This window comes from Olivibacter jilunii (assembly GCF_900607235.1).
Classification (GTDB): domain Bacteria; phylum Bacteroidota; class Bacteroidia; order Sphingobacteriales; family Sphingobacteriaceae; genus Olivibacter; species Olivibacter oleidegradans.
This window is the reverse complement of sequence record NZ_LR027855.1, coordinates 29,863-54,997: the sequence shown is the minus strand read 5'-3', so window position 1 is coordinate 54,997 and position 25,135 is coordinate 29,863. Positions and strand designations below refer to the sequence as shown.

The window sequence follows — 25,135 nt, the reverse complement described above, 5'->3', positions numbered from 1 at the left end:
ACACGGTTTTGCCGGAGAAAAAGTAAAAGAGATGGTAAATATTCTGGTTAATAATTTATCTTTGCCGTTTAATACGCATTATTGCCTACATGAAGCACATTCGCAATTTTTGTATCATTGCACATATCGATCACGGGAAGAGCACCTTGGCAGATCGTTTATTGGAGTACACCAATACCATCACACAGAGAGAGGCGCAGGCGCAGCTCTTGGACGATATGGATTTGGAACGTGAGCGTGGAATTACGATTAAGAGCCATGCCATCCAAATGAATTATAATTATGATGGACAGGACTATGTTCTTAACCTGATTGATACACCCGGGCACGTCGATTTTTCTTACGAAGTGTCCCGTTCGATTGCCGCCTGTGAAGGAGCTTTGCTGATTGTGGACGCTTCCCAAGGGATTCAGGCACAAACGATCTCCAACCTGTATTTGGCTTTGGAACACGATTTGGAAATCATTCCCATTCTGAATAAGATGGATTTACCGGGAGCAATGCCCGAGGAGGTAAAGGATCAGATTGTGGATTTGATCGGTGGAAAACGCGAAGATATTATTCCTGCGTCGGGAAAGACAGGGATGGGTGTTTCAGACATCCTTCGGGCAATTGTTGAGCGCGTACCGGCACCCGTAGGTGATCCGGATGGCCCCCTCCAAGCCTTAATTTTTGACTCCGTCTTTAACTCCTTTCGCGGAATTATGGCTTATTTTAAGGTAGAAAATGGGGAAATTAGAAAGAATGATAAGGTCAAATTTATCGCAACAGGTAAAGAATATACGGCCGATGAAATAGGAACGCTGAAACTCAACCAGGTGCCGAAAGACGTTATTCGTACGGGAGATGTAGGATATATTATCTCCGGTATAAAAGAGGCACGTGAAGTTAAAGTGGGTGATACAATTACCCATGTAAACCGTCCGAGCAAAGAGGCAATCAAAGGATTCGAAGAGGTTAAGCCCATGGTTTTTGCCGGAATTTATCCGGTAGATACGGAAGATTTCGAAGAGTTAAGAGAGAGCATGCACCGATTGCAGCTGAATGACGCTTCTCTCGTATTTGAACCCGAATCATCAGCTGCCCTTGGTTTCGGTTTCCGATGCGGTTTCTTGGGAATGCTCCATATGGAAATTATTCAGGAACGTTTGGAACGGGAGTTTGATATGACTGTTATCACAACGGTTCCAAACGTTTCCTACATTGCTCATACGACCAAAGATGGTGAGATAAAGGTAAACAACCCCTCTGATTTGCCTGATCCCAGTAAATTAGAATTTGTAGAAGAACCTTTTATCAAAGCTAATATCATTACCAAGTCGGAGTTTGTCGGACCTGTTATGTCACTCTGTATCCAAAAAAGAGGAGTTATTATTAACCAGAGTTATTTAACTGCCGATCGTGTAGAATTGGTATTTGAAATGCCAATGGGTGAGATTGTATTTGATTTCTACGATAAACTGAAAACCATTTCGAAAGGGTATGCCTCATTTGACTACCATCAAATTGGCTATAGGCAATCGGATTTGGTTAAATTAGACATTCGATTAAACGGAGAACCGGTAGATGCGCTCTCTTCGCTTATTCACCGAAGCAATGCCTACGAGTTCGGAAAAAAGATTTGTGAGAAATTGAAAGAGCTTTTACCAAGGCAGCAATTTGAGATTGCCATCCAAGCGTCTATAGGAGCTAAGGTTATCGCGCGGGAGAATGTACGTGCCTTGCGAAAAGATGTAACGGCTAAATGTTACGGAGGGGATATTTCACGTAAGCGCAAGCTGTTGGAAAAGCAGAAAAAAGGTAAGAAAAGAATGCGCCAGGTTGGAAATGTGGAAATTCCTCAATCGGCCTTTATGGCGGTGTTGAAATTAGATTAATCTTTGGTTATTTGTTGTTCGTTATGAGTTATTAGCTGTGTAATTAACTGCATTATAACCAATAACGAATAACCGATAACTTATAACTAATAAGAAATGCAATTACTAGACGGTAAACTTGTATCTGAGAAGATTAAACAGGATATTGCTCGGGAAGCGGCAGAGTTTTTGACTTCAAACGGTCGGAAACCGCATTTGGTGGCGATTTTAGTAGGCCATGACGGTGGTAGTGAAACTTACGTAGCCAGTAAGATGAGAAATTGCCAGCAAGTTGGTTTCGAATCCACTAATATTCGCTATGAAGATGATATTACACAAGAGGAACTCATTAAGAAAATAAAAGAGCTCAACCAAGATGATGCGGTTGATGGTATTATTGTGCAACTTCCTTTACCGAAGCATATTGATCCGGAAGTGGTGACCGAAGCTATCGATCACCGTAAGGATGTGGATGGCTTCCATCCAGTTAATTTAGGAAGGATGCAGCGGAACCTTCCCTGTTTCATTCCTGCTACTCCCTACGGCATTATGCTTATGTTAGACCATTACGGCATTCAAACTGCGGGTATGCATGCGGTAGTTGTAGGAAGAAGCAATATTGTTGGGAGTCCGATGAGCATTCTATTGGCACGTAACGCACAGCCCGGCAATTGTACCGTGACATTGACACATAGCCGTACTAAGAATTTAAAAGAAGAAATTTTACGTGCTGACTTAATTGTCGCCGCTATCGGTAAAAAGAATTTTGTTACAGCAGATATGGTGAAAGAAGGTGCTATCATCATTGATGTGGGAATCAATCGGGAAATAAGCACGTTGACAAAATCCGGCTATAAACTGTTTGGAGATGTCGATTTTGAGCGGGTATCGTCTAAGGCTTCTTATATCACACCCGTACCCGGAGGTGTTGGCTTAATGACGATTATTGGATTGTTGAAAAATACACTTGCAGCAGCTAAGAAAGAGGTTTATCGTTATTAGTTGTTCGTATTAGCTATTAGTTATTAGTTGTTGGTTATTAGTGATCGGTTGATCGTCGTTACGAAAAAAACTGTAGAAAAAATAGGACCATTTAACAACTCGACTATTTGACAACCAACCATAACAACTCGACTATTTGACAACTAATATTAGTAGTAACGGGTTCTACAAACAATCTGGCATTTTTATTGTTATGTCTGAAAATGTAAACAAAAACAATTTATTCAAATGAAAAAATTAAGTTTATTAGCTGTCTTGGCGTTGGCATTTACATTCGCGGCCTGCAATAATTCCTCCAATAGTGGTGAAGGTACTTCGGATACGATTGTTGCCGATACAACTACACTTGGCGAGCACATAGATCAGGGCATTGACAGTATGAAAGAAGCTGGAGAAGAAGCAAAAAGCGATATTAATGCTGCTGCAGATGAGGCAAAGGCGGATGCTAAGACGACCGGAGAAAATATTAAAAACGACCTGAACGCTGCGAAGGAAGATGTAGGTGACGCTGCTAAAGCTGCCGGAACGGATATTAAGAATGCAGCAAACAAAGTAGCCGACAAGACGAAGGAAGGTTATAATAATATCAAAGAAAGCTTGAAAAAAGATAGTACAAAGTAATAATCGGTATTTTACATTTATAACCAATCTATGGGGCACTGATTCAGTGCCCCATTTTATTTACATAAACGCGTCAACTTCGCGATAGGCTTCAATTAACCGTTGTTCGCCGTCCTTGCCGCTGCCGGAGACACCATGTTCCATTCCGACAACACCTTTATAACCCTTCTCGTAAAGGTATTTGAATATGTTTTTATAGTTGATTTCGCCCGTGGTTGGCTCTTTTCTGCCGGGGTTATCTCCCGTTTGTATATAAGCAATTTCGCTCCAGGTGCGTTCCATGTTCGCTATTAAATCGCCTTCATTCCGTTGCATGTGATATATATCATACAGTATTTTACAAGATGGGCTATTTACCGCACGACAAATAAGATAGGTTTGGTTGGAAGTACGCAAAAATAAGTCGGGTGTATCGCTCAAGGGTTCCAGCACCATGACGATGCCATGCGGTTCAAGTATTTCTGCGCCCTTCCGTAGCGCGTCGATAACGTGTGCTGTTTGCATATCCAGTGATAGATTTCTTGCAAAATCGCCCGGCACAACAGTAGTAAACTTGCCGCCGCATCTTTTTGATATCTCCACCGCTTCATGACAACCCTTTAAGAAGATGTCGATGTGGTCTTTTTTTCCTGCAGCCAAGGTGTTTGCACCGTTTCCGCCCTTATTTAAGACGAATACTCCCATTGCCATGCCCAACTTTGCTAATAAATTACCTATTTTTTCCTGTTCCTGCGGCGATCTACCCGACATACCATTGTCTTCAATACCCCGAAAGCCTTGATCGTACATAAACTGAATCTGATCTAAAAAATTATTGCCTGCCAGATTCTTAAACATACCATCGTGTGGTCCATAATTTAGATTGAAGGTTTTTGCGGCTTTGTTAACCGTTTGCGTGGACGCGTTGCTTGTTAGCGAACTACCGGCAACCAGTGCGCCTGTAGCCATTAATCCTTTCTGTAAAAATTCGCTTCTTTTCATCTTTTTTGTATCAAGTATCGGGTATCAGGTATCAAGCATGATGTCCTTCTCCCTTGTTTTGTTCTTAGATCTTTTTCCTATGTCTATAGTTAATCCTGTGTCTTATGTCTTCTATCTATATCCTTTATCTTCCTCTACCAAAAATTGCTTAAATCCATTGGTCATGGTGTCCCGCACATTTCCTTGCTGATCATGATAAATAATATACGCCTCAAGTGAAGGGCGTTTTGTTACAAAATTAAGAGCATCTGTTAAACTCATCGCCATTACCGCATTATCATAGCCATCAGCGGTTATTGCATCCTCTGCATAAAGCGTAACACTTATTAGTTCGTTATCCAGTGGAAAGCCCGTACGCGGATCAATAAGATGCGAAATTTTTTTGGATCCGTTTTGTTTGAACTTTCGATAGTTCCCCGAGGTGGTGATGGCGCCTTGACTTAGTGCTACGACATGTCGAATAATCGGTTCATCGTTATTTTCGGCAGGACCTTCGATGCCAATTTTCATAGCACTACCATCTTTCTTTTTGCCATGAATACGCAGTTCTCCCCCTATTTCGACAATAAATGATTTTATTCCTTTTTCTACCAGATAATTTGCCACTTTGTCGACACTATATCCTTGGGCAATGCCATTCACATCTATCTTAACACAGGGCCTTGCCTTATGGAGGAAATTTCCTTTCAATTTTAATTTAGTATAACCAATGCACTTTTTAATAGCGGCAATTTCCAAGCTATCGGGGTAATGCGTTATTGCCTCATGGCCAAAACCCCAGGCTTCTACTAGCGGGCCTACGGTAACGTCAAATAAACCCTCGGTTTCCTGAGCTATTTGTAGTGATTTTTCGATAACCTTGCGAAAATCAGCGTCAATGGATATCCCTTTTTCACTGTTGTTAAATTGGCTAATCAGCGAGTAAGGTTTGTAGATCGACATGGAGCTATCAATGCCTGCCAGTAGGCTATCAATACTTTCTTTTCGAATACTAGGTAAAGGACTGTAGTACGTGATTTGATAGCTAGTACCTTGAGCATAGCCCGTTATCCGATGTTTATCTTCTTCGAGGGAAGGTTCGGAGAAAGAGCAAAACAAGCATAGCATAAACAGGGAAAAAGAAAGCTTTTGCCAAGTATTAGTCGTGCTTGTTTTGCTCATAAGATGCCTATGTTATGCTTTTTCCCAGTGAAATAACCCCGGTTGAGCTACAGGATAAAGGCCATTTTCATCTGGTAATATTTTTGGCTTAGCATCCCAAGCTAGCGTTTCGGGCATGAGGGAATTGTTGGCGTTTAATGCATCGTCCCATTTTATTACTTGACCGGAATAAGTAGCATAACGCCCAATAATGCCGGTAAGGGTGCTTTTAGCGCCATATTCCGCATCCCAATGCTTATACTCCCCTTTACTGATCGTTTCGAACAACTCATCGTGTTCTGTTTGATAGGGATTTGCCTGGCCTTTTGTTGGGTGATTAAACAATAAGTTGCCTTGATGATCCCACAGTTTACCTGTGTTTCCCGCTGATAAATAGGCCTTTCCTTTCGTACCAAAGAAAGTTTCATCTACTCGGTTCTGCGTTCCTTCGAAATGCCGGCATTGACTGTAAATAACCGAACCATCAGCATAAGTAAGTTCAATCGAATGATTATCATAAATTTCACCGTATTCTTTTCCGGTACGCCAAGCCCGGCTTCCTGTACCCTGAATAGATACAGGATAAGAACCTTTAACCCAGTTCGCAATATCGATATTGTGAACATGCTGTTCTACTATATGATCGCCGCAGAGCCAGTTAAAATAAAACCAGTTACGCATTTGATATTCCATTTCAGTTTGTTCCGGCTTGCGCGGTCGTACCCACACCCCTCCACTATTCCAGTAAACCTGGCCGCCTACAATGTCGCCTATTTCACCGGCATGTATACGTTTAATTGCCTCTCTATAATTTTTTTGATAGCGGCGTTGTAGACCGACAACGACATTTAGTTTTTTCTTCTTTGCTTCTTCAGCAGCTGCCAGTACTTTCCTCACACCAGGTGCGTCGACGGCTACCGGTTTTTCCATAAATACGTGTTTTCCCTGTCTGATGGCTTCTTCGAAATGAGTCGGCCTAAAGCCAGGTGAAGTAGCAAGGATAACAACATCCGCCAAGGCAATGGCCTTAGCATATGCATCAAAACCGACGAATTTATGATCTTCCGGTACATTGACCTTTTCTTTGAACTTTTCTGAAAGATCTTTGAAACTGTTATCCAGTTGATCCCTAAATGCATCGGCCATAGCGACAAGTTGAATGTTGAATTTGGTTGAAAGTGCCTGAGAGGCTGCTCCTGTGCCTCGTCCTCCACATCCAACCAACGCAATCTTAATGGTATCATTTACGGAAGAATGTCCCATGAAGGGAATGCTACTTAACATCGTGCTGCCGGCAATGACTGCGGAGGTTTTTAAGAAATCCCGGCGCTGTTGATGAAGATTTAATTTATTCATTTCGGTTTATTGTTTGTTATTATATCTGTTAATTGATTATTTATCTGGTATAGGCGCTTGGTTGTAGTAAGCTTCAATTTCGGCTTTAGCAGGCTGGACAGCGGGTCGTACCAAGCGAAAACCGACAAAAGGTGCTTCCGGAAACCACCAATTGCTTTTTGGTATCTGTGGATCCAATTGTTTCCAGGCCGGATCGGAAGCAAAGCGAGCTGCCGAGCGCAATGCAGCCGCTTCGTCGTCGTAGGCGCCGCCACGTACGCTGTGGGGATATAACTTAGTTGGTTTATTTACCGGGTTTTTAGCCGGTGACGACGCATAGAACTGCTCATCATATTGATCGTAGGTCCATTCCGATACATTGCCATGCATATCATATAATCCCCATGCATTTGGCTTCTTCTCTCCTACCTTATGTGTCGTTCCATTGCTGTTGTCCGTAAACCATGCATATTCGCTCAGCTTGCTCGCGTCATCTCCAAAAGTATAGCTTCCTGTACTACCGGCCCTGCAAGCATACTCCCACTCTGCTTCAGTAGGTAGTCGATAGAATACCCCGGTTCGTTCATAGAGCCATTTACAAAATTGTATGGCATTATAGTGGGTCATGGCGATTGCCGGATGTCCCTCTTTACCCATGCCAAAAGTCATGTCTAAGTAAGGTTTTGTAGGACGGGTAACGGCATCTACATTGGCCGGAACTTTTCCATCTATGCTTTGGGTCACTTCGTAATCCTTATAAAGGAAAGGTTCGAAAAGATCCCAAGTAACCTCGTAAACACCTATCCAAAAGGCATCTAAGGATACTTCGTGAACAGGCTTTTCATCAGGATTTCCATTTTCGCTTCCCATTTTAAAATCTCCTTTCGGAATGGCCTTCATCGGAAAGCTAAGTTTGGTTCCGTTGATGGCTTGCGTATAGTCTGCTACTTCTTGGGCGGAAAGAGTGAAACTTGTGAATGTTAGAATGGATAAAATGGCAAGTTTTCTATTCATTTGTTGTTTTAATTGGCTCTGCTTAATTAGTTTTGCATTGATTAGTCCACTAAATAAGTCATATTTTGGAAGATATACAAGAGTTATATGAAATAATTGTGTATGCTGAACACTTTCGGTTACATGCAATCGGTTGTGTAGGTTAGGTTCAACACAATGCGACCGAATAACTGTTAATAAGTTGATTCGAAAATATAAAGGATATGCCCAGCTTTAAAATAAAACGCATTTATGATGAACCCGATAAATCGGATGGTTATCGGATTTTGGTTGATCGGCTATGGCCACGAGGTATTAAAAAAGAACGTGCGCAAATTGATGAATGGTTGAAAAATTTAGCACCTTCAACGGACTTGAGGAAACGTTATCATCAAGATGCGGAAAGTTGGGATGAATTTAAAAGAGATTATTATCGAGAGATCAGTGGCAATAGTGAATCAAAAGAAATCATTAACGAGTTAAAGAAGCATGAAGTGATTACCTTGCTTTATGCTGCTCATAATAAAGAACATAACAATGCAAAAGCCTTAAAGGAATATTTAGAGGCCTATTTTTGAAAAAATATTTGTCTAAAATGTGTAGGAAATAAAAGATTTTATTAGCTTTGCATCGCTTTTAGGGAGCATGCCTCGGTAGCTCAGTTGGATAGAGCAACGGTTTTCTAAACCGTGGGTCAGGGGTTCGAATCCCTTCCGGGGTACATAAGGTCTCAGTGAAAACTGAGACTTTTGTCATTTAAAAGGGATGCGAACAGAAGGGTCGGTCGGGTTCGAACACTTTCTCGGCGGGTCGAGTGCGGGCCAACAGGGACGCCGACAATCCCTTCCGGGGTACATAAGGTCTCAGTGAAAACTGAGACTTTTTTCATTTAGCAGGGATGCGGACAGAAAGATTATAGACTACACACCGCCTGAAGTTGGAGATTTTCGTCTATGTGTTATTTCCTGAAAACTAAAAGATTTGCCCGATTTTCTTTCGCTACCCCCTCACTTAATTTCCTTAATAAATGCAGCAGCGATGCATCTTTATACACGTGATAATAAGATAATAGCGCGCTGTATAGATCATAAGGATAATAGACGGAAAAATGACCGCCATCATCAACATCCAGGCTAATAGCTTTATCGGTAATTTGTTTAAACGGCCATATCGAACCAGGCTCGACAAAGCCTGCAAGGTATTTAATGGATTCTAATATATTTTTAGAATTTCCATTGTCCGTATTGTAATGCCATAAGTCAATGCCAACTTTACTACCGACCTTTGCCAAGGTTATCAACGCATGCACATTATACAAACTGTAATCGTAGGATTTAGTGCGGTTCAGTTCGTATATCTGCCGACCCATTGAATCGATCTGGGTGTCAAAAAACTTTTTGCTATCGCTAACTATTTTTGTCGCTAGTTGGTTATCGCCGGTATATAAAGCATAATAAGCCGTTTGGGCAGCATACCAAGTTCCGTGATTGTTTTTCTTCTTCCTTTCCTCTTTTCCAATTTCACTGGTTAACAGCCAATTCAAAAAGGTATTGAACCATACTTTCAGTTCCCTTCTTTCTGCTTCTTGGAACACATCAGCTCCTTGAAGCATCTCTTGAGCATCAATCACCAGTATGAACCATCTCGAATCAATAATGCCTGTGGGCGTGCCCACTTCTACACCTGGTTTACACTGACCAAAATTCAAGTTGGGATTCATTTTGGTTTTAGGATTTAAGAACCACGTCCTAATCAATTCAGCGGATTTTTGTGCATATCTTTTATCTTTTGTAAAATGATAAGCAAGTGCCAATGTATGAACTGAGACCGACATTTTGCGAAGCAATGGTTTATCAGACACTTTTTCGGTTTCGGGGTTTGTCTCTCCATCTTTGGTGATATACGATAAACTATCTTTAGCGTTCGGATTAGGCCAACTGTACGGCGACCAACTGTAATAATCATGTATATCTTTGCTGGCTGGCATGGGTGGATTATCTGTCACCGACAAGGCCTGAACTTTTAGCGTCAGATCCGCATCCGCTATAAGCCGCTTTAAAGAGGCCACCTTCGATTGTTCAAGTGCCTCGTCTGCTATTTTTTTAATATTCATAACCTCCTGGCTAAAAGCAGGGATATGGCAGAGGATGCAAAGAGTGTATATTAGTAATTTTCTAAGTAGATACATTGCGCTCTTTAAAGGTAATTCCTATTTCTTCTTCCACCATAGGGAGATGGCATACAGCAAACAGTGTTGTCAAATTTGAATAATTGACCAAGGAGCTTTACCCTTGGTCATCTTATGGATGTAGTTCACCGTATGATTTCTTGTCAGAATAAAACGAAAGAAGGTAATTATTGCTAATATATATAATCTTTTATTGCCCTCCAAAGAAGTAATAATCGGCCAAAAGGCCGATAGTGCTAATTATCGGCTTTTTGGCCGATTATATGATTGTAAAATTCCAACAAGTGCCAGTAATCAGGACAGTTTTGGTAATTGCCCTTGTAAACACTAATAGCAGTATAGCAAGCTTCTAAAAATTTTTTTGTATTAATAACCTTCGCCCACGGTTTCCATTCTACTTCAAAGGGTGGCGGATTGCTGTCAAAATATTCTTTAAGCTCTTGCGGTGTCATAAGGGATCTTCAAAAAACAGCCAAAAGTAGTAAAAATATTCACCTTCTCTCCTTTTACGAAGAAATCGAAGAAAATTAAATGGATTTTCCTGTATAACGAGTTCCCTTTAAACGGTATTAGTCCCCGTTAATTTGCAATGAAAACTTCGATTTCGACAAGTCCGATCTCAATGGATGGTTTTACTTTTATAGATAAAATATAGGAAGAATTCTTTATTTTCGCCCCTATATGGAAACAGTTGTCAGTGGAATCCGGAGCACCGGAAAATTACACTTAGGAAATTACTATGGCGCAATTAAGAACTTTATCAAAATGCAGGAAGAATACAACTGCTTTTTCTTTATTGCTGATTTACACTCATTAACAACCCATCCTACTCCCGATAACTTACATGGCAATGTGAAACAGGTTGTTGTAGAATATTTGGCAGCGGGTATCGATCCTGAGAAGGCCACCATTTATGTTCAGTCGGACGTACCGGAAGTTATTGAATTATATCTCTATTTAAATATGAACGCGTACTTGGGTGAATTGGAACGAGCTACCTCTTTCAAGGATAAAGTGCGCGCCAATCCGGATAACGTTAATGCGGGATTACTCACCTATCCTGTCTTGATGGCGGCCGACATTCTATTGCATAAAGCCACCAAGGTACCGGTTGGAAAGGATCAGGAACAGCATTTGGAAATGACGCGTACCTTTGGGAATCGTTTTAACAGAATGTACAAGCATGATTATTTTCCGGAGGCTTTTGCTTTTAGCTATAGTCATAATTTGGTGAAAATACCCGGTTTGGATGGTAAAGGAAAAATGGGTAAATCAGAAGGAGATGCTAATTGCATCTATTTATCAGATAAGCCGGAGGCGATTCGTAAGAAAGTCATGCGTGCCGTCACCGATAGCGGTCCAACGGAGGAAAATCAAGTAAAGCCCGTAGAAATACAGAATTTATTTGACTTAATGAAAGTTGTTTCATCTGCTGATACAGTTGCGCATTTTGACGACCTCTATAACAAATGCCAGATACGATACGGAGATTTTAAGAAACAGTTGGCAGAAGACATGGTAATAGCTACGGAACCCATGCGCTCACGAATTGAAGAGATAGAAGCTGATACAGCGTATATTCGAAGAGTTGTCGCTATGGGTGCGGAAAAAGCGAGGGAAAGTGCTAAAAGAACCATCAAGGATGTAAGGGAAATCATTGGATTTAAAGAGTTTTAAGAAGACAAGAGCATAAAGAGGTTGGTAGATAAAGCAACGAATAACAAATAACTTGTAACGAATAACAAAAAATGCATATAGCGATTGTAGGAAATATAGGCGCAGGCAAAACAACTTTGACCGGTTTGTTAGCTAAACACTTGGGTTGGGAGCCGCAATTTGAAGAGGTCGAAGACAACCCTTATCTAGAGGATTTTTATAGTGACATGAAACGCTGGTCTTTTAATCTTCAAATCTTTTTTCTCAATAGTCGCTTTCGCCATATTGTTGAACTGCAAAAAAGAAACGCTAACATTATTCAAGACCGTACTATTTATGAAGATGCTTATATTTTTGCCGAGAACTTGCATGACATGGGATTAATGACCACGCGCGATTTTCAAAACTATAGTAATATATTCGAGAGTATCGTTTCTTTTATTAAGGCTCCTGATTTATTGATTTACCTAAAGGCTTCAGTCCCCACCTTAGTTGATAATATACAGCTTAGGGGTCGTGACTATGAAGCAGGCATTCGCTTGGATTACCTTTCTAAGCTGAATGACAAATACCAAAAATGGATCAGTGGTTATAAGGAAGGCAAGCTGCTTATTCTGGATAAGGATAAGTTGGATTTTGCGAATAATCCGGAGGATCTTGGTTTTGTTATCCAGGAAATTGAAAAGAATCTCAATGGATTGTTCTAACAGATGCAAGATATAAAGACATAAGATGCAAGACAATGAATGTTTGTGCATCGAGTCTGGTTACTTTTATCTTACTACTTGATACTATAGAAAATGAACATTATAGGTATTATTCCCGCGCGTTATGCGTCGACACGGTTTCCAGGCAAGCCATTAATAGATATTAACGGAAAAAGTATGATCCGGCGGGTCTATGAACAGGCGCTTAAGGCTTCTTCCCTCAAACGTGTGGTGGTAGCAACGGATGACGAGCGGATCGCTCATCATGTGCAAAACTTCGGCGGTAATGTAATCTTAACGGCAAGTTCGCACCAAAGCGGAACGGATCGTTGTGCAGAAGTGATTGCTAAAGAGAATTCTTTCGATATTGCTATTAATATACAGGGAGACGAGCCTTATATAGATCCCGCCCAAATCGATTTGCTGGCGAGCTGTTTTGAAGATAAGGAGACGCAGATTGCGACACTTGTGAAGGAAATAAGAGACCATGAGGAGCTGTTTAATAATAACAGCCCTAAAGTGTTGCTAAATATGGATCGAGAAGCGATCTATTTTAGTCGCGCGACCTTACCCTTTTTAAGAGGAGTTCCGACAGAAAAATGGCTTGATCATCATAAATTCTATAAGCATATTGGTATTTATGGATACCGTTGCGAAATATTAAAGCTTTTAACGGCACTTCCGATTTCGAGTCTGGAAAAGGCGGAATCCTTGGAGCAGTTACGCTGGATAGAAAATGGTTATCGTATTAAAACAGCGGAAACGCTGGTCGAAACAGTAGCTATTGACGAACCGAAGGATCTGCATAAAGTTAAACAATTAAAATAACGAAGGAATCCAGTGTATTAAACTATAAATAACGATCTACTACCCTAACCCGTAACCTTGGCTGTAATAGGAAATCTAAATCCGAATCAGATCAATTTAAAGTGCTAACGAGGATTCCAGATTACTTCTTGCGTATTGCTGTCTTTGGCAATTTTCCTTGCTAAAACAAAAAGATAGTCGCTTAGACGATTAAGATAGATAATAATACTTCCCGATACTTCAGATGAAGCGGCTAAATGAACAACAATACGTTCTGCTCTCCGGCAAATACAGCGCGCAACGTGTACATGTGAGACGACGGTATTGCCTCCGGGAAGTATAAAGTTCTTTAATGGTTTAAGTTCATGGTCCATGCGGTCAATCGCCCTTTCCAAAAATTTAACATCATCATTCGCAATATTGTATAGTTTCATTTTTGATTTTTCAGGATCCGCAGCGAGTAAAGCTCCAATTGCAAAAAGCAAGTACTGTATTTCTAATAGTTCATCTTTCAAGTCGTTACTTATTTCATAGCTCCGAATTAGGCCAATGTAAGCGTTCAGTTCGTCTATCGTACCATAACATTCCACTCTCAAGTGATGTTTTGGTACCCTGGTACCTCCTATCAGGGAGGTCAATCCAGTATCTCCGGTTTTTGTGTATATTTTCACTTTACGTTGGTTAAGTTCATTGTTTTGATGATCATACATTGCGCGTGCCTGAAAACTCCAAGTAGACTTACTTAGAGGAGACGGGCGTATTAAAATAAGCAATGCAATCGGTTAGATTCCTTCGAAATCAGAGCCCTTTTCCTTTAGTGCTGCTAAGCGAGGAGATACGTTCTTAATTTCGGGATTTGGATAATCATCTTCTATCAGACCATCTCTCATACGGACAATACGATGGGCGTGTTGCGCGATATCTTCCTCGTGGGTTACCAAGACAATGGTATTACCTTTAGAGTGAATTTCTTCCAATAAGCCCATAATTTCAACGGAAGTCTTTGTGTCGAGATTTCCAGTCGGTTCGTCTGCGAGAATAATGGAAGGATCATTTATCAAAGCACGGGCAATCGCTACACGTTGCCTTTGTCCGCCCGACAATTCGTTAGGTTTATGATCCACACGGTTTCCCAAATTTACACTTTCTAACGCTTTCTGAGCTTTTTCAATTCTTTCTGTTTTACTTAGGCCAGCGTATATTAAAGGAAGTGCAACATTGTCCAATGAGGTAGAACGGGGCAGCAGATTGAACGTCTGAAAAACAAATCCAATTTCTTTATTGCGTACTTCTGCCAGTTCATCGTCTGTCATATCACTTACTTTTATACCATTTAAGACATATTCGCCCCTTGTGGGCGTGTCCAAGCAGCCTAAGATATTCATCAAAGTAGATTTGCCTGAGCCTGAAGGGCCCATGAGCGCAACAAATTCGCCCTTATTAATTTGAAGGGTTACGGATTTTAGTGCGTGAATGGTCTCGGCTCCAATGACATATTTTCTTCCTATTTCTTTGATATCTATGAGCGGTGATGACATAAATTGTTAATGATATATAGATGAGACTTCGAAAGCATTCTTTTGTTACACTAAATATCGGAATTTAAGTGGGCCTTAAATAAGGCGTGTGTATGATCTCTAAGTGCGTCAGTATCATCAACGCCAAAATCCTGCGTTTCTATTGGTTTCAGTACTTCTATCAAACAACGACCGGGCCGGCTACCCGTAGCTCCTTCATCCCATAGAAGTTTCCATAGATTATGAATAACTATTGGAAGTACAGCAACTTGATTTTCGATGGCCAACCTAAAAGGCCCGTTTTTAAATGGCTGTAAGACGGGGGGATAGGTGTCGTCTATTTTCCCTTCGGGAAAAATGATAATGCTTTTACCTTCTGCTAATTTTTGTTGAGCTGCTTTAAAAGCTCTGTAGGAAGATATCTTACTATTTCTATCAACCGGAATATCAATCGTCTTGAAAAACATACGAGTGATCGGGTTCTCTAGCAGTTCTGCCTTTCCCATAAATAGAATATCCTGCTTGCAGAGGATTGCTAACGCCGAAATATCCAGAATGGAAGTATGATTTGAACAAATAATATATGGGCGGCTCCAATCCATATTTTCGGATATTTTGATCCTAAAATAGAATCCGCTTAGAAACGTACTTAGCCAGGCGATTTGTTTACGAATACGGCCTATCAAGGAGAAATTTTTTTGCTGATTTTTTGCCGCTGCCCATAAAACCGGATAAAACAGCACAAAAAAAAAGACAACCCAAAAAATATAAATTCCTAAATGTATTTTTTTTAATAACCTTTTAAACATAAACCGTATAAGGCCAAGATTTTAAGATGCTTTAGAATCTTCATTATCGCCTCCGACTGCTGTACGCTTATTTCGAAATTTATCGTTTCTCTTTTTGAAATTTGATCGTTTCTTTTTCCTTTTTTTGTTCTGGATAGGAATAATCTGTGGTCCTTCTCCGATAAATTCAGGAAGCTGAACTTCTTCGATTGTCCTGTCCATCATTTTTTCAATAGACAATAACTTTCTGAAGTCTCTGTTATTAACAAAAGTAATAGCCGTTCCTGTTCGCTCTGCTCTGGCCGTTCGACCTATGCGATGAATATAGTCTTCCGGATCACCCGGCACATCGTAATTAACGACCAAATCGATTCCCTCGATATCAATTCCTCGTGAAAGCACATCGGTGCCCACCAATATATTTAATTTTCGGTTTTTAAAATCAAGTAAAATTTGTTCGCGTTCGTCTTGCTGCAAGTCTGAGTGAAAAGACCGGACCTTCAGGTCATTTTTAAATAACTCTTTTTCTAGAAGCTTTACATTTTCTTTCGTGCTACAGAAAATAATAATACTATAAAAACTATCGGTAGATAAAATATGCTTTAGAAGCGTTACTTTCTGTTCATCGAAGGTTCTGTAATATTGTTGTTTTATTTTTTCGGCAGGTTGAGAAATGGCTATATTAACTTGTTGCGGATTTTTCAGTAAGGCCTTTGCGAATAAGCGTATCTTCTGTGGCATGGTTGCTGAAAATAGCAACGTTTGTCTTTGTTCCGGCAGTTGCCTCACAATCCTTAATATGTCGTCCTTGAAACCCATGTCCAGCATACGATCCGCTTCGTCCAAAATCAAGAAGTCTATTTTTTCCAACCGAACAGTGCTCGATGACATATGAGCTATAAGTCGCCCGGGGGTAGCAATAACGATATCTACCCCTTCTTTTAATGAGCGCCGTTGCTGTTCATAACCAACACCATCTCCTCCACCGTATACGGCAATTGATGTTATTCCCGTAAAATAAGCCAGGCCTTGAATCTGCTGATCAATTTGTAAAGCCAACTCACGCGTCGGCGCTAAAATGAGCGCACTTATTGATGGCCGATCGTCATTTTTGCAAATGGCATCCATTAAAGGTAATAAATAAGACGCCGTTTTTCCGGTGCCGGTTTGTGCGCAGGCTATAAGATCATGTTTCTCCGCGATGACAGGTATTGCTTGCTGTTGGATGGGGGTGGGTATCTTGAAACCCATACTCATGAGCCCCTCTAAAAGCCTGTCATCAAAATTAAATTCACTAAAATCCAAAATGTATCGTTTTGATTATGACCGTAAAAATAGTAAATTATTTTGATAAGCTATTGGCTTTAGGTATTAGGCCATAGGTTATAAGCTATAAGCTTTAAGCTTGTGCCACCGCAACTGCCACTTTTTAGCTATCGGCAACCAGCTTTATATTAAGCCTCAAGTTATAAGCAGTAAGCTTAAACGTATACAAGCCCATCGTCCCATCGGCTAATCATCCCATTGGCTAATTATCACATCGGCTATTCATCCCATCGGCTAATTAACGACTCCCTTACTTAACCATTCAACAACTCAACTACTTACGATATTTGCTAAGAATTAATCAATATATGACAAAAAAGACCAAAAAAAATTCTACTTTTGTACCCCGTACAAGAACATGCTGTAATTGCATTACATAAATAAACAGCAATAATTTCCATTTTTTATATCATGACCAAATACATCTTTGTTACGGGCGGTGTTACTTCATCTTTAGGTAAAGGTATTATTTCAGCTTCATTAGCAAAACTACTTCAAGCGAGAGGATACCGGGTTACTATTCAAAAATTTGATCCATACATTAATATTGATCCAGGTACCTTGAATCCCTATGAACACGGCGAGTGTTATGTGACTGAAGACGGTGCGGAGACCGACCTTGACCTAGGGCACTATGAGCGATTTTTGAATACACCGACATCACAAGCTAACAATGTGACAACCGGTCGTATTTACCAGCATGTGATTGAACGGGAGCGTGCGGGCGACTATCTTGGTAAAACGGTTCAAGTGGTACCTCATATCACCGATGAAATTAAACGTCGGATGCGTCTGCTGGGCGAGACAGGAGAATACGATATTGTTATCACCGAATTAGGAGGCACCGTAGGAGATATTGAATCGTTGCCATTTATAGAAGCGGTAAGGCAATTGCGTTGGGAACTAGGCAACAATGACTCGCTGGTAATCCATTTGACTCTTGTGCCTTATCTTGCTGCTGCGGGCGAACTCAAAACAAAACCAACCCAACACTCGGTTAAGATGCTATTGGAGTATGGTATACAGCCTGATATTTTGGTGTGTAGAACCGAGCATCGTATAGGTCATGATATCCGGAAAAAAATTGCCTTGTTCTGCAATGTAAACATTAATGCTGTTATTGAATCGGCTGACGCCTCATCGATTTATGATGTTCCGCTTTTAATGTTGAAAGAGCAGCTTGATAAAACCGTACTGGCGAAACTTAAGCTTTCCAATAAAAATGAACCTGATTTAGAGAACTGGAAGGCCTTTCTGGGAAGAGTGAAAAACCCAACCGCAGAGGTTAAAATAGGTTTGGTGGGTAAATATGTGGAGCTTCCGGATGCATACAAATCAATCAATGAATCCTTTATCCACGCAGGCGCTCAGAACGAATGTAAGGTAACGGTAAGAAGCATAGCTGCAGAGAGTGTTAATAACGACAATGTTGAAGAGAAATTAAAGGGCTTAGATGGCGTATTGGTGGCTCCCGGCTTTGGAGAGCGTGGCTTGGAAGGCAAAATTGCTGCTATCAAATATGTGCGGGAAAATAATATTCCGTTTTTTGGTATTTGCTTGGGCATGCAGGTAGCGGTGATCGAGTTTGCAAGAAATGTATTAGGATTGAAAGATGCCAATAGTTATGAGATGGATAAAAAAACCAAACATCCGGTTATTAACTTAATGGAAGATCAAAAAAATATAAAAAACATGGGAGGAACTATGCGTCTTGGGGCCTATCCCTGTGAGCTAAAAAAAGGTACCAAAGCGTCTGCCATTTATGGGAAGCAGCGTATCAGTGAGCGACATAGACATCGTTATGAATTTAACAATGACTATCTAAAACAGTATGAAAAAGCGGGCATGATTGCATCGGGTATCAATCCGGATAATAATTTGGTGGAAATCATCGAACTGAAAGACCATCCATTTTTTGTGGGTGGACAATTTCATCCGGAATTAAAGTCTACAGTAGCAAATCCTCACCCACTTTTTGTTAACTTTGTGGCCGCTTCTTTAATAAAAGCGGGGAAACGGTAACAATTTGAAATAAATATAGTCAATTTCAATAAATATATTTTAGACTGATTCAGTAATATTAAAAGATGGATAGAAATACCTTTACTGGCCTGTTCCTGATTATGATCATCTTGGCAGGTTCGGTATTTTTTATGAAACCCTCGGAAGAGGAGATTAAAAAGGAACAACAGCTACAGGATTCCATAGCGCAGGCCAAAAGTCCTGAAACAAAAAAAACGACGGATAGTCTTTTTGCAGCACAACAAGGTTTAGAGGCCTCTACAGTAGATTCGACGCAAATGTCGGGTCCTTTTGGTGGCGCGAAAGTAGGAAACGAAGAACTTATTTCACTTGAAAATGAATTTATCAAAGCAACAATCAGTACAAAGGGTGGCCGCGTTAAATCTGTTGAAGTAAAAGGAGAAAAAGATTACCTTGGAAAACCTTTGGTATTATTTGGAGGTGACAAAAATCGCTTTGGTTTACAGTTTTCAACGGCCGGTGTCAACATTAATACGAATGACCTTTATTTTATTCCGCAGGCTAAAGAGCCCATTGTGGTAGAGAATACGGATTCGGCTTCTTTGGTTATGCGACTGTCTTATGCTGAGAATAAATATATCGACTATGTCTATAGCCTGAAAGGTAACAGCCATCAGTTAGGATTTACCATTGTAACCAAAGGTATGCAAGATGTGGTGGCTCCTACCGAGACTAAATTAGTACTGAATTGGCAAGCCGATCTTCCGCAGAAAGAAAAAGATATGAAGGATGAGCGGAATCGTTCGACCGCTTACTTTAAGGAATTTGACGGCGATGTTAATGAATTAAGTACCACCAAGGATGAAACAAAGGATGTAGGAAAAACTGATTGGATATCCTTTAAGCAGCATTACTTTTCTAATGTCTTGATCGCAAAGAATAGCTTTAATGGAGGTACGCTTAAGGTAAGCACTGTTAATAGTGACGAAATTGTAAAATCGTTTGCTGCTAATATGAGCCTTGATTTTAACAGACAGGACGTTAATACGTATCCAATGTCTTTTTACTTTGGACCTAATAAGTTCAGCATATTAAAGGATCAAGGACACGATTTGGAAAAGCAGATCAATATGGGTTGGGGACCAATGAAATGGATCAACCGCTTTATTACGCTACCAGTGTTTAACCTATTGGAAGGCTTTAATTGGAACTATGGTCTCATTATTTTGGTGTTGACGGTATTATTAAAGATTGTACTTTCTCCGCTTACCTATAAGTCCTATGTTTCGATGGCTAAAATGCGGGTACTGAAGCCTGAAATGGATGAGATTAAAGCAAAGGTAGGTGAAGATAACCAAACATTATTACAGCAGGAATATCTTAAACTCTACAAACAAGCCGGTGTGAATCCGATGGGAGGCTGTATTCCGATGCTTTTACAAATGCCTTTCATGATCGCCTTCTTCTTTTTCTTTCCTAATCTTTTTGAACTGAGGGGGGAAAGTTTTTTATGGATGAAAGATCTGTCAACCTACGATTCAATAGTTAATTTTCCGATGATCCCGATCATCAATATAAATCACATTAGTTTAATGTGTATATTGATGACTTGTGCCACGCTACTATCCACCTGGTATAACAATATGGTGTCCGGAGCAACAGGACAAATGAAATATATCGGTTATTTTATGCCATTAATATTTTTCTTTGTATTGAATAGTTATCCTGCGGGTCTTAATTATTACTACTTCTTATCGACCTGTTTAACGTTTGTAATACAGTTCTTCATTAGACAATCAATTAATGATGAGAAGATACACGCGATGATACAAGCCAATAAAAAGAAACCTGAGGCAAGTAAAAAATCAACCTTCCAAAAAAGAATGGAAGAGTATATGCGTCAGCAACAACAAGCGGGCAAAAATAAAAAATAAAATTTTGCACTTGAAAGAAATCGGAAGGCGCGTTTCAACGCGCCTTTTTTGTTACGGTAAAAGTGTTTATATTGGGTGCTTAAGGTGCTTATATGGAAACAGGGAAATTACTTGAGGCGATTATTCGCAATGCGATTGATGGTATTATTACAATTGACAACAAAGGGATTGTAGAGTCAATCAATCCGGCTGCTATGGCCTTATTCGGTTACTCCGATAACAGCGAAATCATTGGTAATAATATCTCGATGTTAATGCCCGAACCCGACCGCAGTCGGCACGATTCATATATCCACAATTACCTGACGACCGGTGTAAAACATATTATAGGAATAGGTCGTGAAGTAAGAGGAAAACGTCGAGATGGGACGACCTTTCCGTTTCGTTTAGCAGTAAGTGAAGTGAATTATAAAGATCGGAAAATCTTTACGGGTTTTATTCATGATCTTTCTAAGCAAAAAGAGGCTGAAGAGAAATTGAAAGAATATACCGCGGAACTAGAGATGAAGGTTACAGAACGAACCAAGGATCTTATTAAACTGATTGGTGAGTTAGAGGAAGCTAAAGCGGATGTTAGCCTATCTTTAGAAAAGGAAAAGGATCTTAACCAAATGAAATCCCGATTTGTTTCTATGGCTTCTCATGAATTTAGAACTCCCCTTAGCTCCGTACAACTTTCAGCATCTTTAATTGAAAAGTATCTGGACAAACATGATTTTGATAATATTACCAAGCATACGAACAAAATTAAAGGGTCCGTTCAATTGCTTACGAATATTCTCAACGATTTTCTATCCTTGGAACGTCTGGAAGCAGGAAAAGTCACTGCTGTTGAGGAAGAAGTCAATTTAATCAGATTAGCAGAAGATATTATTGAAGAAATGCAGCTTTTGGCAAAGCAGAATCAACATATTGTTTACCAGCATACCGGCGAGATTGGCAAATTTCGGATCGACCCAAATCTTCTTAAGAATAGCATTCTTAATCTCATTTCAAACGCTATTAAATATTCGGGTGAAAACACGTTTATTGAGTTTAATAGCGAAATAAACGGAGATTCCTGTATTATTACGATCAAAGATAATGGGATAGGAATTCCATTTGATGAACAAAAAAACCTGTTTGAACCCTTTTTTAGAGCGAATAACACAGGAAATATTCCAGGGACGGGGCTTGGATTGAATATCGTAAAGCGATACGTACATTTAATGAAAGGTGAAGTAATGTGTAAGAGCGAAGTTAATAAAGGAACGACTTTTACATTGATCTTTAAAAATTAATTAGTTAATGGTTTCATGTCTTTGGTAAGCAGATAAAAAATAGTTTTCATGAAAAACGTATTGATCATTGAAGATAACGATGATTTTAGAGAAAGCACAGTGGAGATTTTGGAACTGGCCGGGTATCGGGTGTTTAGTGCTACAGAAGGCAGATCAGGTGTTGAACTGGCGCTAAAAAATAAACCTGATATTATACTTTGCGATATTATGATGCCTAACCTGGATGGTTACGGTGTTTTGTTCCTGTTAGGAAAGCATCAGGAAACTGCAAGCATTCCCTTTATTTTCCTTACAGCAAAGGCAGAGCGTGCCGATATGCGAAAAGCAATGGAAATGGGGGCCGATGATTACCTGACGAAACCTTTTGATGATGTAGAATTGCTTAATGCGATCGAAACGAGACTTAGAAAGAAGGAGATTACTGATAAAAGGAAGCCCTTGCATATAGCAAGTGAAGAAGATCAAAATCATCTCCTCAACGATTTGCATCTTAAAGGAAGGGCAAAAAATTATAAAAAAAAGCAGAGCATTTATGAGGAAGGGGATAAACCACTTTATATCTACAAGGTTAAATCCGGAAAAGTTAGGAGCTATCTCTTTTATCATGATGGACGCGAATTATCTACTAATATCTTTACAACGGGGGATTACTTTGGTTATGAGGCACTTTTGGCACACGAAAAATATTCTGATAATACCCAAACGATTGAGGAAACGGAACTATGTTTGATTAATAAGGATGTATTTTTTGAGCTGCTATACCAAAATCCGGCCATTGCTCAGAAATTTATTGGTTTACTTTCTGAAAACATACGGGAAAAGGAGGAGCAATTATTACGGTTGGCCTATCACACCGTACGAAAAAGGGTTGCCGATGCCTTGGTGGTTGTATCGAAAAAATTTTTAGGAGACCAAAATGCCGACGAATGTGTGATCCGTATTTCCAGGGATGATCTGGCAGCCCTCGCGGGAACAGCTAATGAAACGATTAGCCGGACCTTAGCGGATTTTAAAGAGGAAAAATTACTTTCAAAAGAGGGGAATGCAATTCGTATTCATTCCATTTCTAAGCTGAGTACCATTAAACAATAATTATTGAAGTGTGTTTATCCTGTCATACAAAAAAGTAATGAATATTACTTTTTTGTATGACAGGATTCATCGTGTTCGTGCTCGATTCAATTTAGCTTTGTTTAGGCGCTATAAAAATAGCGATAACGAATCAGCACTATGAAAGCCACCGCTTACAGTATAAATGTCGATGAAAAAGAACACCTTGTTCGATCAAATGCCAAAACGCATGATTTAACGCTTATTTCGAATGCGTTGAATGCTTCCACTCTACCTTATTGCGCAGGAAAGACTGTTATTATTATTTCCGGAACAGATGTTTTGGACAAGTCCTTACTTATTTCTCTCAAACAAATGGGCGTAAAGAATGTGATCACCCGATCGAAATCAACTGCCCATATCGACTTAGCAAGTGCTGCGGAACTAGGTATTAAAGTAGCCAATAATCCCAGCAACGATCAGTCGATTGAAAATACAGCCAAACAGACCATTCACAATTTAGATTTATGGGAGGCTGGCCGCTGTGTCGGCCGTGCCTGTTGCTGTCATGACTGCATTAGTACGAATAAACATAATACAGAAGAAATCTAGCAAAGTAGTATGGAAAAGCAATTGATCAACTGCGCGAAAAAATATAATATAGCTGCACCGCGTTATACGAGTTATCCGACTGTCCCATATTGGGTAACTACTGATTGGACAGTTGACCAGTGGGTATCAGCTATGCGAGTTGCCGCTAATGTGGCCGGTGAAATCAGTTTGTATATACATCTACCCTACTGTGAGCGATTATGTACCTATTGTGGTTGTAATACACGGATTACAAAAAATCATAGCGTTGAGAGACCTTATATCGATTCGGTACTTCAAGAATGGCAACTGTATTTGGCACAAATGAGCGTAAAACCAAAAATTGTAGATCTTCATTTAGGAGGTGGAACCCCAACTTTTTTTAGTCCGGAGAACTTAAGCTATCTCATCAAAGAAATTATCCAGTATGCGCATGTTGATGAACATGCAGCTTTTTCTTTTGAAGCCCACCCTGCAAATACAACACGTGAACACCTGGATGCATTGTTTGCGCTGGGGTTTCGACGTTTAAGTTTAGGAATTCAGGATTTTGACGCCGAAGTGCAACGTATAATCAATAGAAAACAAAGCCCTGCGGACGTTATTCGTGTTACGCAAGAAGCAAGACGAATCGGTTATACATCGATCAATTTTGATCTTATTTATGGCTTACCAAAGCAATCTTTGTTGCGGATTAAAGACACCATTCAAATGACTATCGCTATGCATCCGGATCGAATCGCTTTTTATAGTTATGCGCATGTTCCATGGATGAAACCAGGGCAGCGCCTATATACGGAAGATGATCTGCCATCGGATGAAGCAAAATTGGAACTCTATTATGTTGGAAAGGAGATGATTGTAAATGCGGGCTACATAGATATTGGCATGGACCACTTTGCTTTTCCGACCGATAGTTTAGCACTTGCAGCTAGAGTAGGTAAACTTCATCGCAACTTTATGGGGTATACCGATATCAGGCCTTCCCTCCTATTGGGACTGGGTGTTTCGGCGATCAGTGATGTAGGAACAGCCTACGCCCAAAATGTAAAAACAGTAGAAGAATACCGAGGCATGGTCGAAAAAGGACAGTTTCCGCTTCAAAAAGGCCATTTACAAACGGAGCACGATCTTTCCGTAAAAAAACAGATACTTCGCCTAATGTGTGAAGGTAGGCTTCCTTTGTCTGACGTACAAGGTTCACCGGGAGTTCTAAAAAGGCTAAAACCGCTTATTGCAGATGGTTTAGTTTTACTTGGAGCAAAAGAACTGATTGTAACAGATCTTGGTAAGTCATTCCTACGCGTTATTTGTATGGCTTTTGACGAATATCATCATGCTGAAACGGCAAATAAACCATTATTTAGTAAAGCTGTATAA

At 40.1% G+C, this 25,135-nt stretch carries 23 protein-coding genes and 1 tRNA gene; 14 read left to right on the top strand and 10 right to left on the bottom strand.

Features of this window, described 5'->3' with window-relative positions; genetic code table 11:
- The first annotated feature begins 89 nt into the window (after positions 1-89).
- From lepA to E0E36_RS21645, 3 genes are all read left to right on the top strand, one after another.
- The gene (lepA, locus tag E0E36_RS21655; protein ID WP_013666706.1) at positions 90-1,877 is read left to right on the top strand and encodes a translation elongation factor 4; all 1,788 of its coding nucleotides are present in this window, start codon (positions 90-92) and stop codon (positions 1,875-1,877) included.
- Positions 1,878-1,973: 96 nt separating this feature from the next.
- The gene (locus tag E0E36_RS21650) at positions 1,974-2,858 is read left to right on the top strand and encodes a bifunctional 5,10-methylenetetrahydrofolate dehydrogenase/5,10-methenyltetrahydrofolate cyclohydrolase (protein WP_130857726.1); all 885 of its coding nucleotides are present in this window, start codon (positions 1,974-1,976) and stop codon (positions 2,856-2,858) included.
- A gap of 228 nt (positions 2,859-3,086) precedes the next feature.
- The gene (locus tag E0E36_RS21645) at positions 3,087-3,479 is read left to right on the top strand and encodes a hypothetical protein (protein ID WP_130857725.1); all 393 of its coding nucleotides are present in this window, start codon (positions 3,087-3,089) and stop codon (positions 3,477-3,479) included.
- 60 nt (positions 3,480-3,539) lie between these two features.
- Here E0E36_RS21645 and E0E36_RS21640 read toward each other — a convergent pair whose 3' ends face one another.
- The 4 genes from E0E36_RS21640 to E0E36_RS21625 form a co-directional block, all read right to left on the bottom strand.
- A complete protein-coding gene (locus E0E36_RS21640) occupies positions 3,540-4,460 on the bottom strand; it encodes a hydroxypyruvate isomerase family protein (protein ID WP_013666709.1) in 921 nt (306 codons plus the stop codon).
- Positions 4,461-4,571: 111 nt separating this feature from the next.
- Positions 4,572-5,621, bottom strand: a complete 1,050-nt coding sequence (locus E0E36_RS21635) for an FAD:protein FMN transferase (protein ID WP_130857724.1) — start codon at positions 5,619-5,621, stop codon at positions 4,572-4,574.
- 12 nt (positions 5,622-5,633) lie between these two features.
- A complete protein-coding gene (locus tag E0E36_RS21630; protein ID WP_013666711.1) occupies positions 5,634-6,956 on the bottom strand; it encodes a Gfo/Idh/MocA family protein in 1,323 nt (440 codons plus the stop codon).
- 36 nt (positions 6,957-6,992) lie between these two features.
- Positions 6,993-7,949, bottom strand: coding sequence for a formylglycine-generating enzyme family protein (locus E0E36_RS21625; RefSeq protein WP_013666712.1), 957 nt, complete (start codon positions 7,947-7,949; stop codon positions 6,993-6,995).
- Between the two features lie 203 nt (positions 7,950-8,152).
- On the opposite strand from E0E36_RS21625, the gene E0E36_RS21620 reads away from it, so the two are divergent.
- Positions 8,153-8,506, top strand: a complete 354-nt coding sequence (locus E0E36_RS21620) for a DUF488 domain-containing protein (protein WP_130857723.1) — start codon at positions 8,153-8,155, stop codon at positions 8,504-8,506.
- 69 nt (positions 8,507-8,575) lie between these two features.
- Positions 8,576-8,649 (top strand) — tRNA-Arg (locus E0E36_RS21615).
- Positions 8,650-8,886: 237 nt separating this feature from the next.
- Here the strand turns inward: E0E36_RS21615 and E0E36_RS21610 are convergent.
- Both E0E36_RS21610 and E0E36_RS21605 read right to left on the bottom strand, forming a co-directional pair.
- Positions 8,887-10,041: an alginate lyase family protein gene (locus E0E36_RS21610; RefSeq protein ID WP_165447045.1), complete on the bottom strand. Its 1,155-nt coding sequence runs from the start codon at positions 10,039-10,041 to the stop codon at positions 8,887-8,889.
- A gap of 311 nt (positions 10,042-10,352) precedes the next feature.
- Positions 10,353-10,568: a DUF6965 family protein gene (locus E0E36_RS21605; RefSeq protein ID WP_013666768.1), complete on the bottom strand. Its 216-nt coding sequence runs from the start codon at positions 10,566-10,568 to the stop codon at positions 10,353-10,355.
- 229 nt (positions 10,569-10,797) lie between these two features.
- On the opposite strand from E0E36_RS21605, the gene trpS reads away from it, so the two are divergent.
- The 3 genes from trpS (at position 10,798) to kdsB (ending at position 13,307) form a co-directional block, all read left to right on the top strand.
- Entirely contained in the window at positions 10,798-11,793 is a 996-nt protein-coding gene (trpS, locus tag E0E36_RS21600; protein WP_013666769.1) for a tryptophan--tRNA ligase, read from the top strand.
- A 71-nt stretch (positions 11,794-11,864) separates the two neighbouring features.
- Positions 11,865-12,479 (top strand): deoxynucleoside kinase, encoded by a 615-nt coding sequence (locus E0E36_RS21595; RefSeq protein WP_013666770.1) that lies wholly within the window; start codon positions 11,865-11,867, stop codon positions 12,477-12,479.
- A gap of 93 nt (positions 12,480-12,572) precedes the next feature.
- Positions 12,573-13,307 (top strand): 3-deoxy-manno-octulosonate cytidylyltransferase, encoded by a 735-nt coding sequence (gene kdsB, locus E0E36_RS21590; RefSeq protein WP_013666771.1) that lies wholly within the window; start codon positions 12,573-12,575, stop codon positions 13,305-13,307.
- A gap of 104 nt (positions 13,308-13,411) precedes the next feature.
- On the opposite strand, the gene E0E36_RS21585 is transcribed toward kdsB, so the two are convergent.
- The 4 genes from E0E36_RS21585 to E0E36_RS21570 all read right to left on the bottom strand — a co-directional run bounded on the left by E0E36_RS21585 (position 13,412) and on the right by E0E36_RS21570 (position 16,896).
- Positions 13,412-13,957, bottom strand: coding sequence for a cob(I)yrinic acid a,c-diamide adenosyltransferase (locus E0E36_RS21585; RefSeq protein WP_041388404.1), 546 nt, complete (start codon positions 13,955-13,957; stop codon positions 13,412-13,414).
- Between the two features lie 111 nt (positions 13,958-14,068).
- The gene (locus tag E0E36_RS21580) at positions 14,069-14,824 is read right to left on the bottom strand and encodes an ABC transporter ATP-binding protein (protein ID WP_013666773.1); all 756 of its coding nucleotides are present in this window, start codon (positions 14,822-14,824) and stop codon (positions 14,069-14,071) included.
- Between the two features lie 50 nt (positions 14,825-14,874).
- A complete protein-coding gene (locus tag E0E36_RS21575; RefSeq protein WP_013666774.1) occupies positions 14,875-15,612 on the bottom strand; it encodes a lysophospholipid acyltransferase family protein in 738 nt (245 codons plus the stop codon).
- A gap of 21 nt (positions 15,613-15,633) precedes the next feature.
- Complete coding sequence (locus E0E36_RS21570; RefSeq protein ID WP_013666775.1) at positions 15,634-16,896, bottom strand: DEAD/DEAH box helicase; 1,263 nt, start codon at positions 16,894-16,896, stop codon at positions 15,634-15,636.
- Between the two features lie 432 nt (positions 16,897-17,328).
- Between E0E36_RS21570 and E0E36_RS21565 the strand changes: the two genes are divergently transcribed.
- The 6 genes from E0E36_RS21565 to hemN all read left to right on the top strand — a co-directional run bounded on the left by E0E36_RS21565 (position 17,329) and on the right by hemN (position 25,135).
- Complete coding sequence (locus E0E36_RS21565; RefSeq protein ID WP_013666776.1) at positions 17,329-18,939, top strand: CTP synthase; 1,611 nt, start codon at positions 17,329-17,331, stop codon at positions 18,937-18,939.
- A gap of 65 nt (positions 18,940-19,004) precedes the next feature.
- A complete protein-coding gene (gene yidC / locus E0E36_RS21560) occupies positions 19,005-20,834 on the top strand; it encodes a membrane protein insertase YidC (RefSeq protein ID WP_130857721.1) in 1,830 nt (609 codons plus the stop codon).
- A 92-nt stretch (positions 20,835-20,926) separates the two neighbouring features.
- Entirely contained in the window at positions 20,927-22,114 is a 1,188-nt protein-coding gene (locus E0E36_RS21555; protein ID WP_130857720.1) for a PAS domain-containing sensor histidine kinase, read from the top strand.
- A gap of 48 nt (positions 22,115-22,162) precedes the next feature.
- Complete coding sequence (locus tag E0E36_RS21550) at positions 22,163-23,206, top strand: response regulator (protein WP_130857719.1); 1,044 nt, start codon at positions 22,163-22,165, stop codon at positions 23,204-23,206.
- Positions 23,207-23,344: 138 nt separating this feature from the next.
- Positions 23,345-23,776: a Rossmann-fold NAD(P)-binding domain-containing protein gene (locus tag E0E36_RS21545; protein WP_130857718.1), complete on the top strand. Its 432-nt coding sequence runs from the start codon at positions 23,345-23,347 to the stop codon at positions 23,774-23,776.
- Positions 23,777-23,785: 9 nt separating this feature from the next.
- Positions 23,786-25,135: an oxygen-independent coproporphyrinogen III oxidase gene (gene hemN, locus E0E36_RS21540; protein WP_130857717.1), complete on the top strand. Its 1,350-nt coding sequence runs from the start codon at positions 23,786-23,788 to the stop codon at positions 25,133-25,135.

Bases quoted from the DNA above. Each gene is read 5' to 3' on its own strand.
- lepA (WP_013666706.1), top strand. From the start codon at position 90: ATGAAGCACATTCGCAATTTTTGTATCATTGCACATATCGATCACGGG.
- E0E36_RS21650 (WP_130857726.1), top strand. From the start codon at position 1,974: ATGCAATTACTAGACGGTAAACTTGTATCTGAGAAGATTAAACAGGAT.
- E0E36_RS21645 (WP_130857725.1), top strand. From the start codon at position 3,087: ATGAAAAAATTAAGTTTATTAGCTGTCTTGGCGTTGGCATTTACATTC.
- E0E36_RS21640 (WP_013666709.1), bottom strand. From the start codon at position 4,460: ATGAAAAGAAGCGAATTTTTACAGAAAGGATTAATGGCTACAGGCGCA.
- E0E36_RS21635 (WP_130857724.1), bottom strand. From the start codon at position 5,621: ATGAGCAAAACAAGCACGACTAATACTTGGCAAAAGCTTTCTTTTTCC.
- E0E36_RS21630 (WP_013666711.1), bottom strand. From the start codon at position 6,956: ATGAATAAATTAAATCTTCATCAACAGCGCCGGGATTTCTTAAAAACC.
- E0E36_RS21625 (WP_013666712.1), bottom strand. From the start codon at position 7,949: ATGAATAGAAAACTTGCCATTTTATCCATTCTAACATTCACAAGTTTC.
- E0E36_RS21620 (WP_130857723.1), top strand. From the start codon at position 8,153: ATGCCCAGCTTTAAAATAAAACGCATTTATGATGAACCCGATAAATCG.
- E0E36_RS21610 (WP_165447045.1), bottom strand. From the start codon at position 10,041: ATGAATATTAAAAAAATAGCAGACGAGGCACTTGAACAATCGAAGGTG.
- E0E36_RS21605 (WP_013666768.1), bottom strand. From the start codon at position 10,568: ATGACACCGCAAGAGCTTAAAGAATATTTTGACAGCAATCCGCCACCC.
- trpS (WP_013666769.1), top strand. From the start codon at position 10,798: ATGGAAACAGTTGTCAGTGGAATCCGGAGCACCGGAAAATTACACTTA.
- E0E36_RS21595 (WP_013666770.1), top strand. From the start codon at position 11,865: ATGCATATAGCGATTGTAGGAAATATAGGCGCAGGCAAAACAACTTTG.
- kdsB (WP_013666771.1), top strand. From the start codon at position 12,573: ATGAACATTATAGGTATTATTCCCGCGCGTTATGCGTCGACACGGTTT.
- E0E36_RS21580 (WP_013666773.1), bottom strand. From the start codon at position 14,824: ATGTCATCACCGCTCATAGATATCAAAGAAATAGGAAGAAAATATGTC.
- E0E36_RS21575 (WP_013666774.1), bottom strand. From the start codon at position 15,612: ATGTTTAAAAGGTTATTAAAAAAAATACATTTAGGAATTTATATTTTT.
- E0E36_RS21565 (WP_013666776.1), top strand. From the start codon at position 17,329: ATGACCAAATACATCTTTGTTACGGGCGGTGTTACTTCATCTTTAGGT.
- yidC (WP_130857721.1), top strand. From the start codon at position 19,005: ATGGATAGAAATACCTTTACTGGCCTGTTCCTGATTATGATCATCTTG.
- E0E36_RS21555 (WP_130857720.1), top strand. From the start codon at position 20,927: ATGGAAACAGGGAAATTACTTGAGGCGATTATTCGCAATGCGATTGAT.
- E0E36_RS21550 (WP_130857719.1), top strand. From the start codon at position 22,163: ATGAAAAACGTATTGATCATTGAAGATAACGATGATTTTAGAGAAAGC.
- E0E36_RS21545 (WP_130857718.1), top strand. From the start codon at position 23,345: ATGAAAGCCACCGCTTACAGTATAAATGTCGATGAAAAAGAACACCTT.
- hemN (WP_130857717.1), top strand. From the start codon at position 23,786: ATGGAAAAGCAATTGATCAACTGCGCGAAAAAATATAATATAGCTGCA.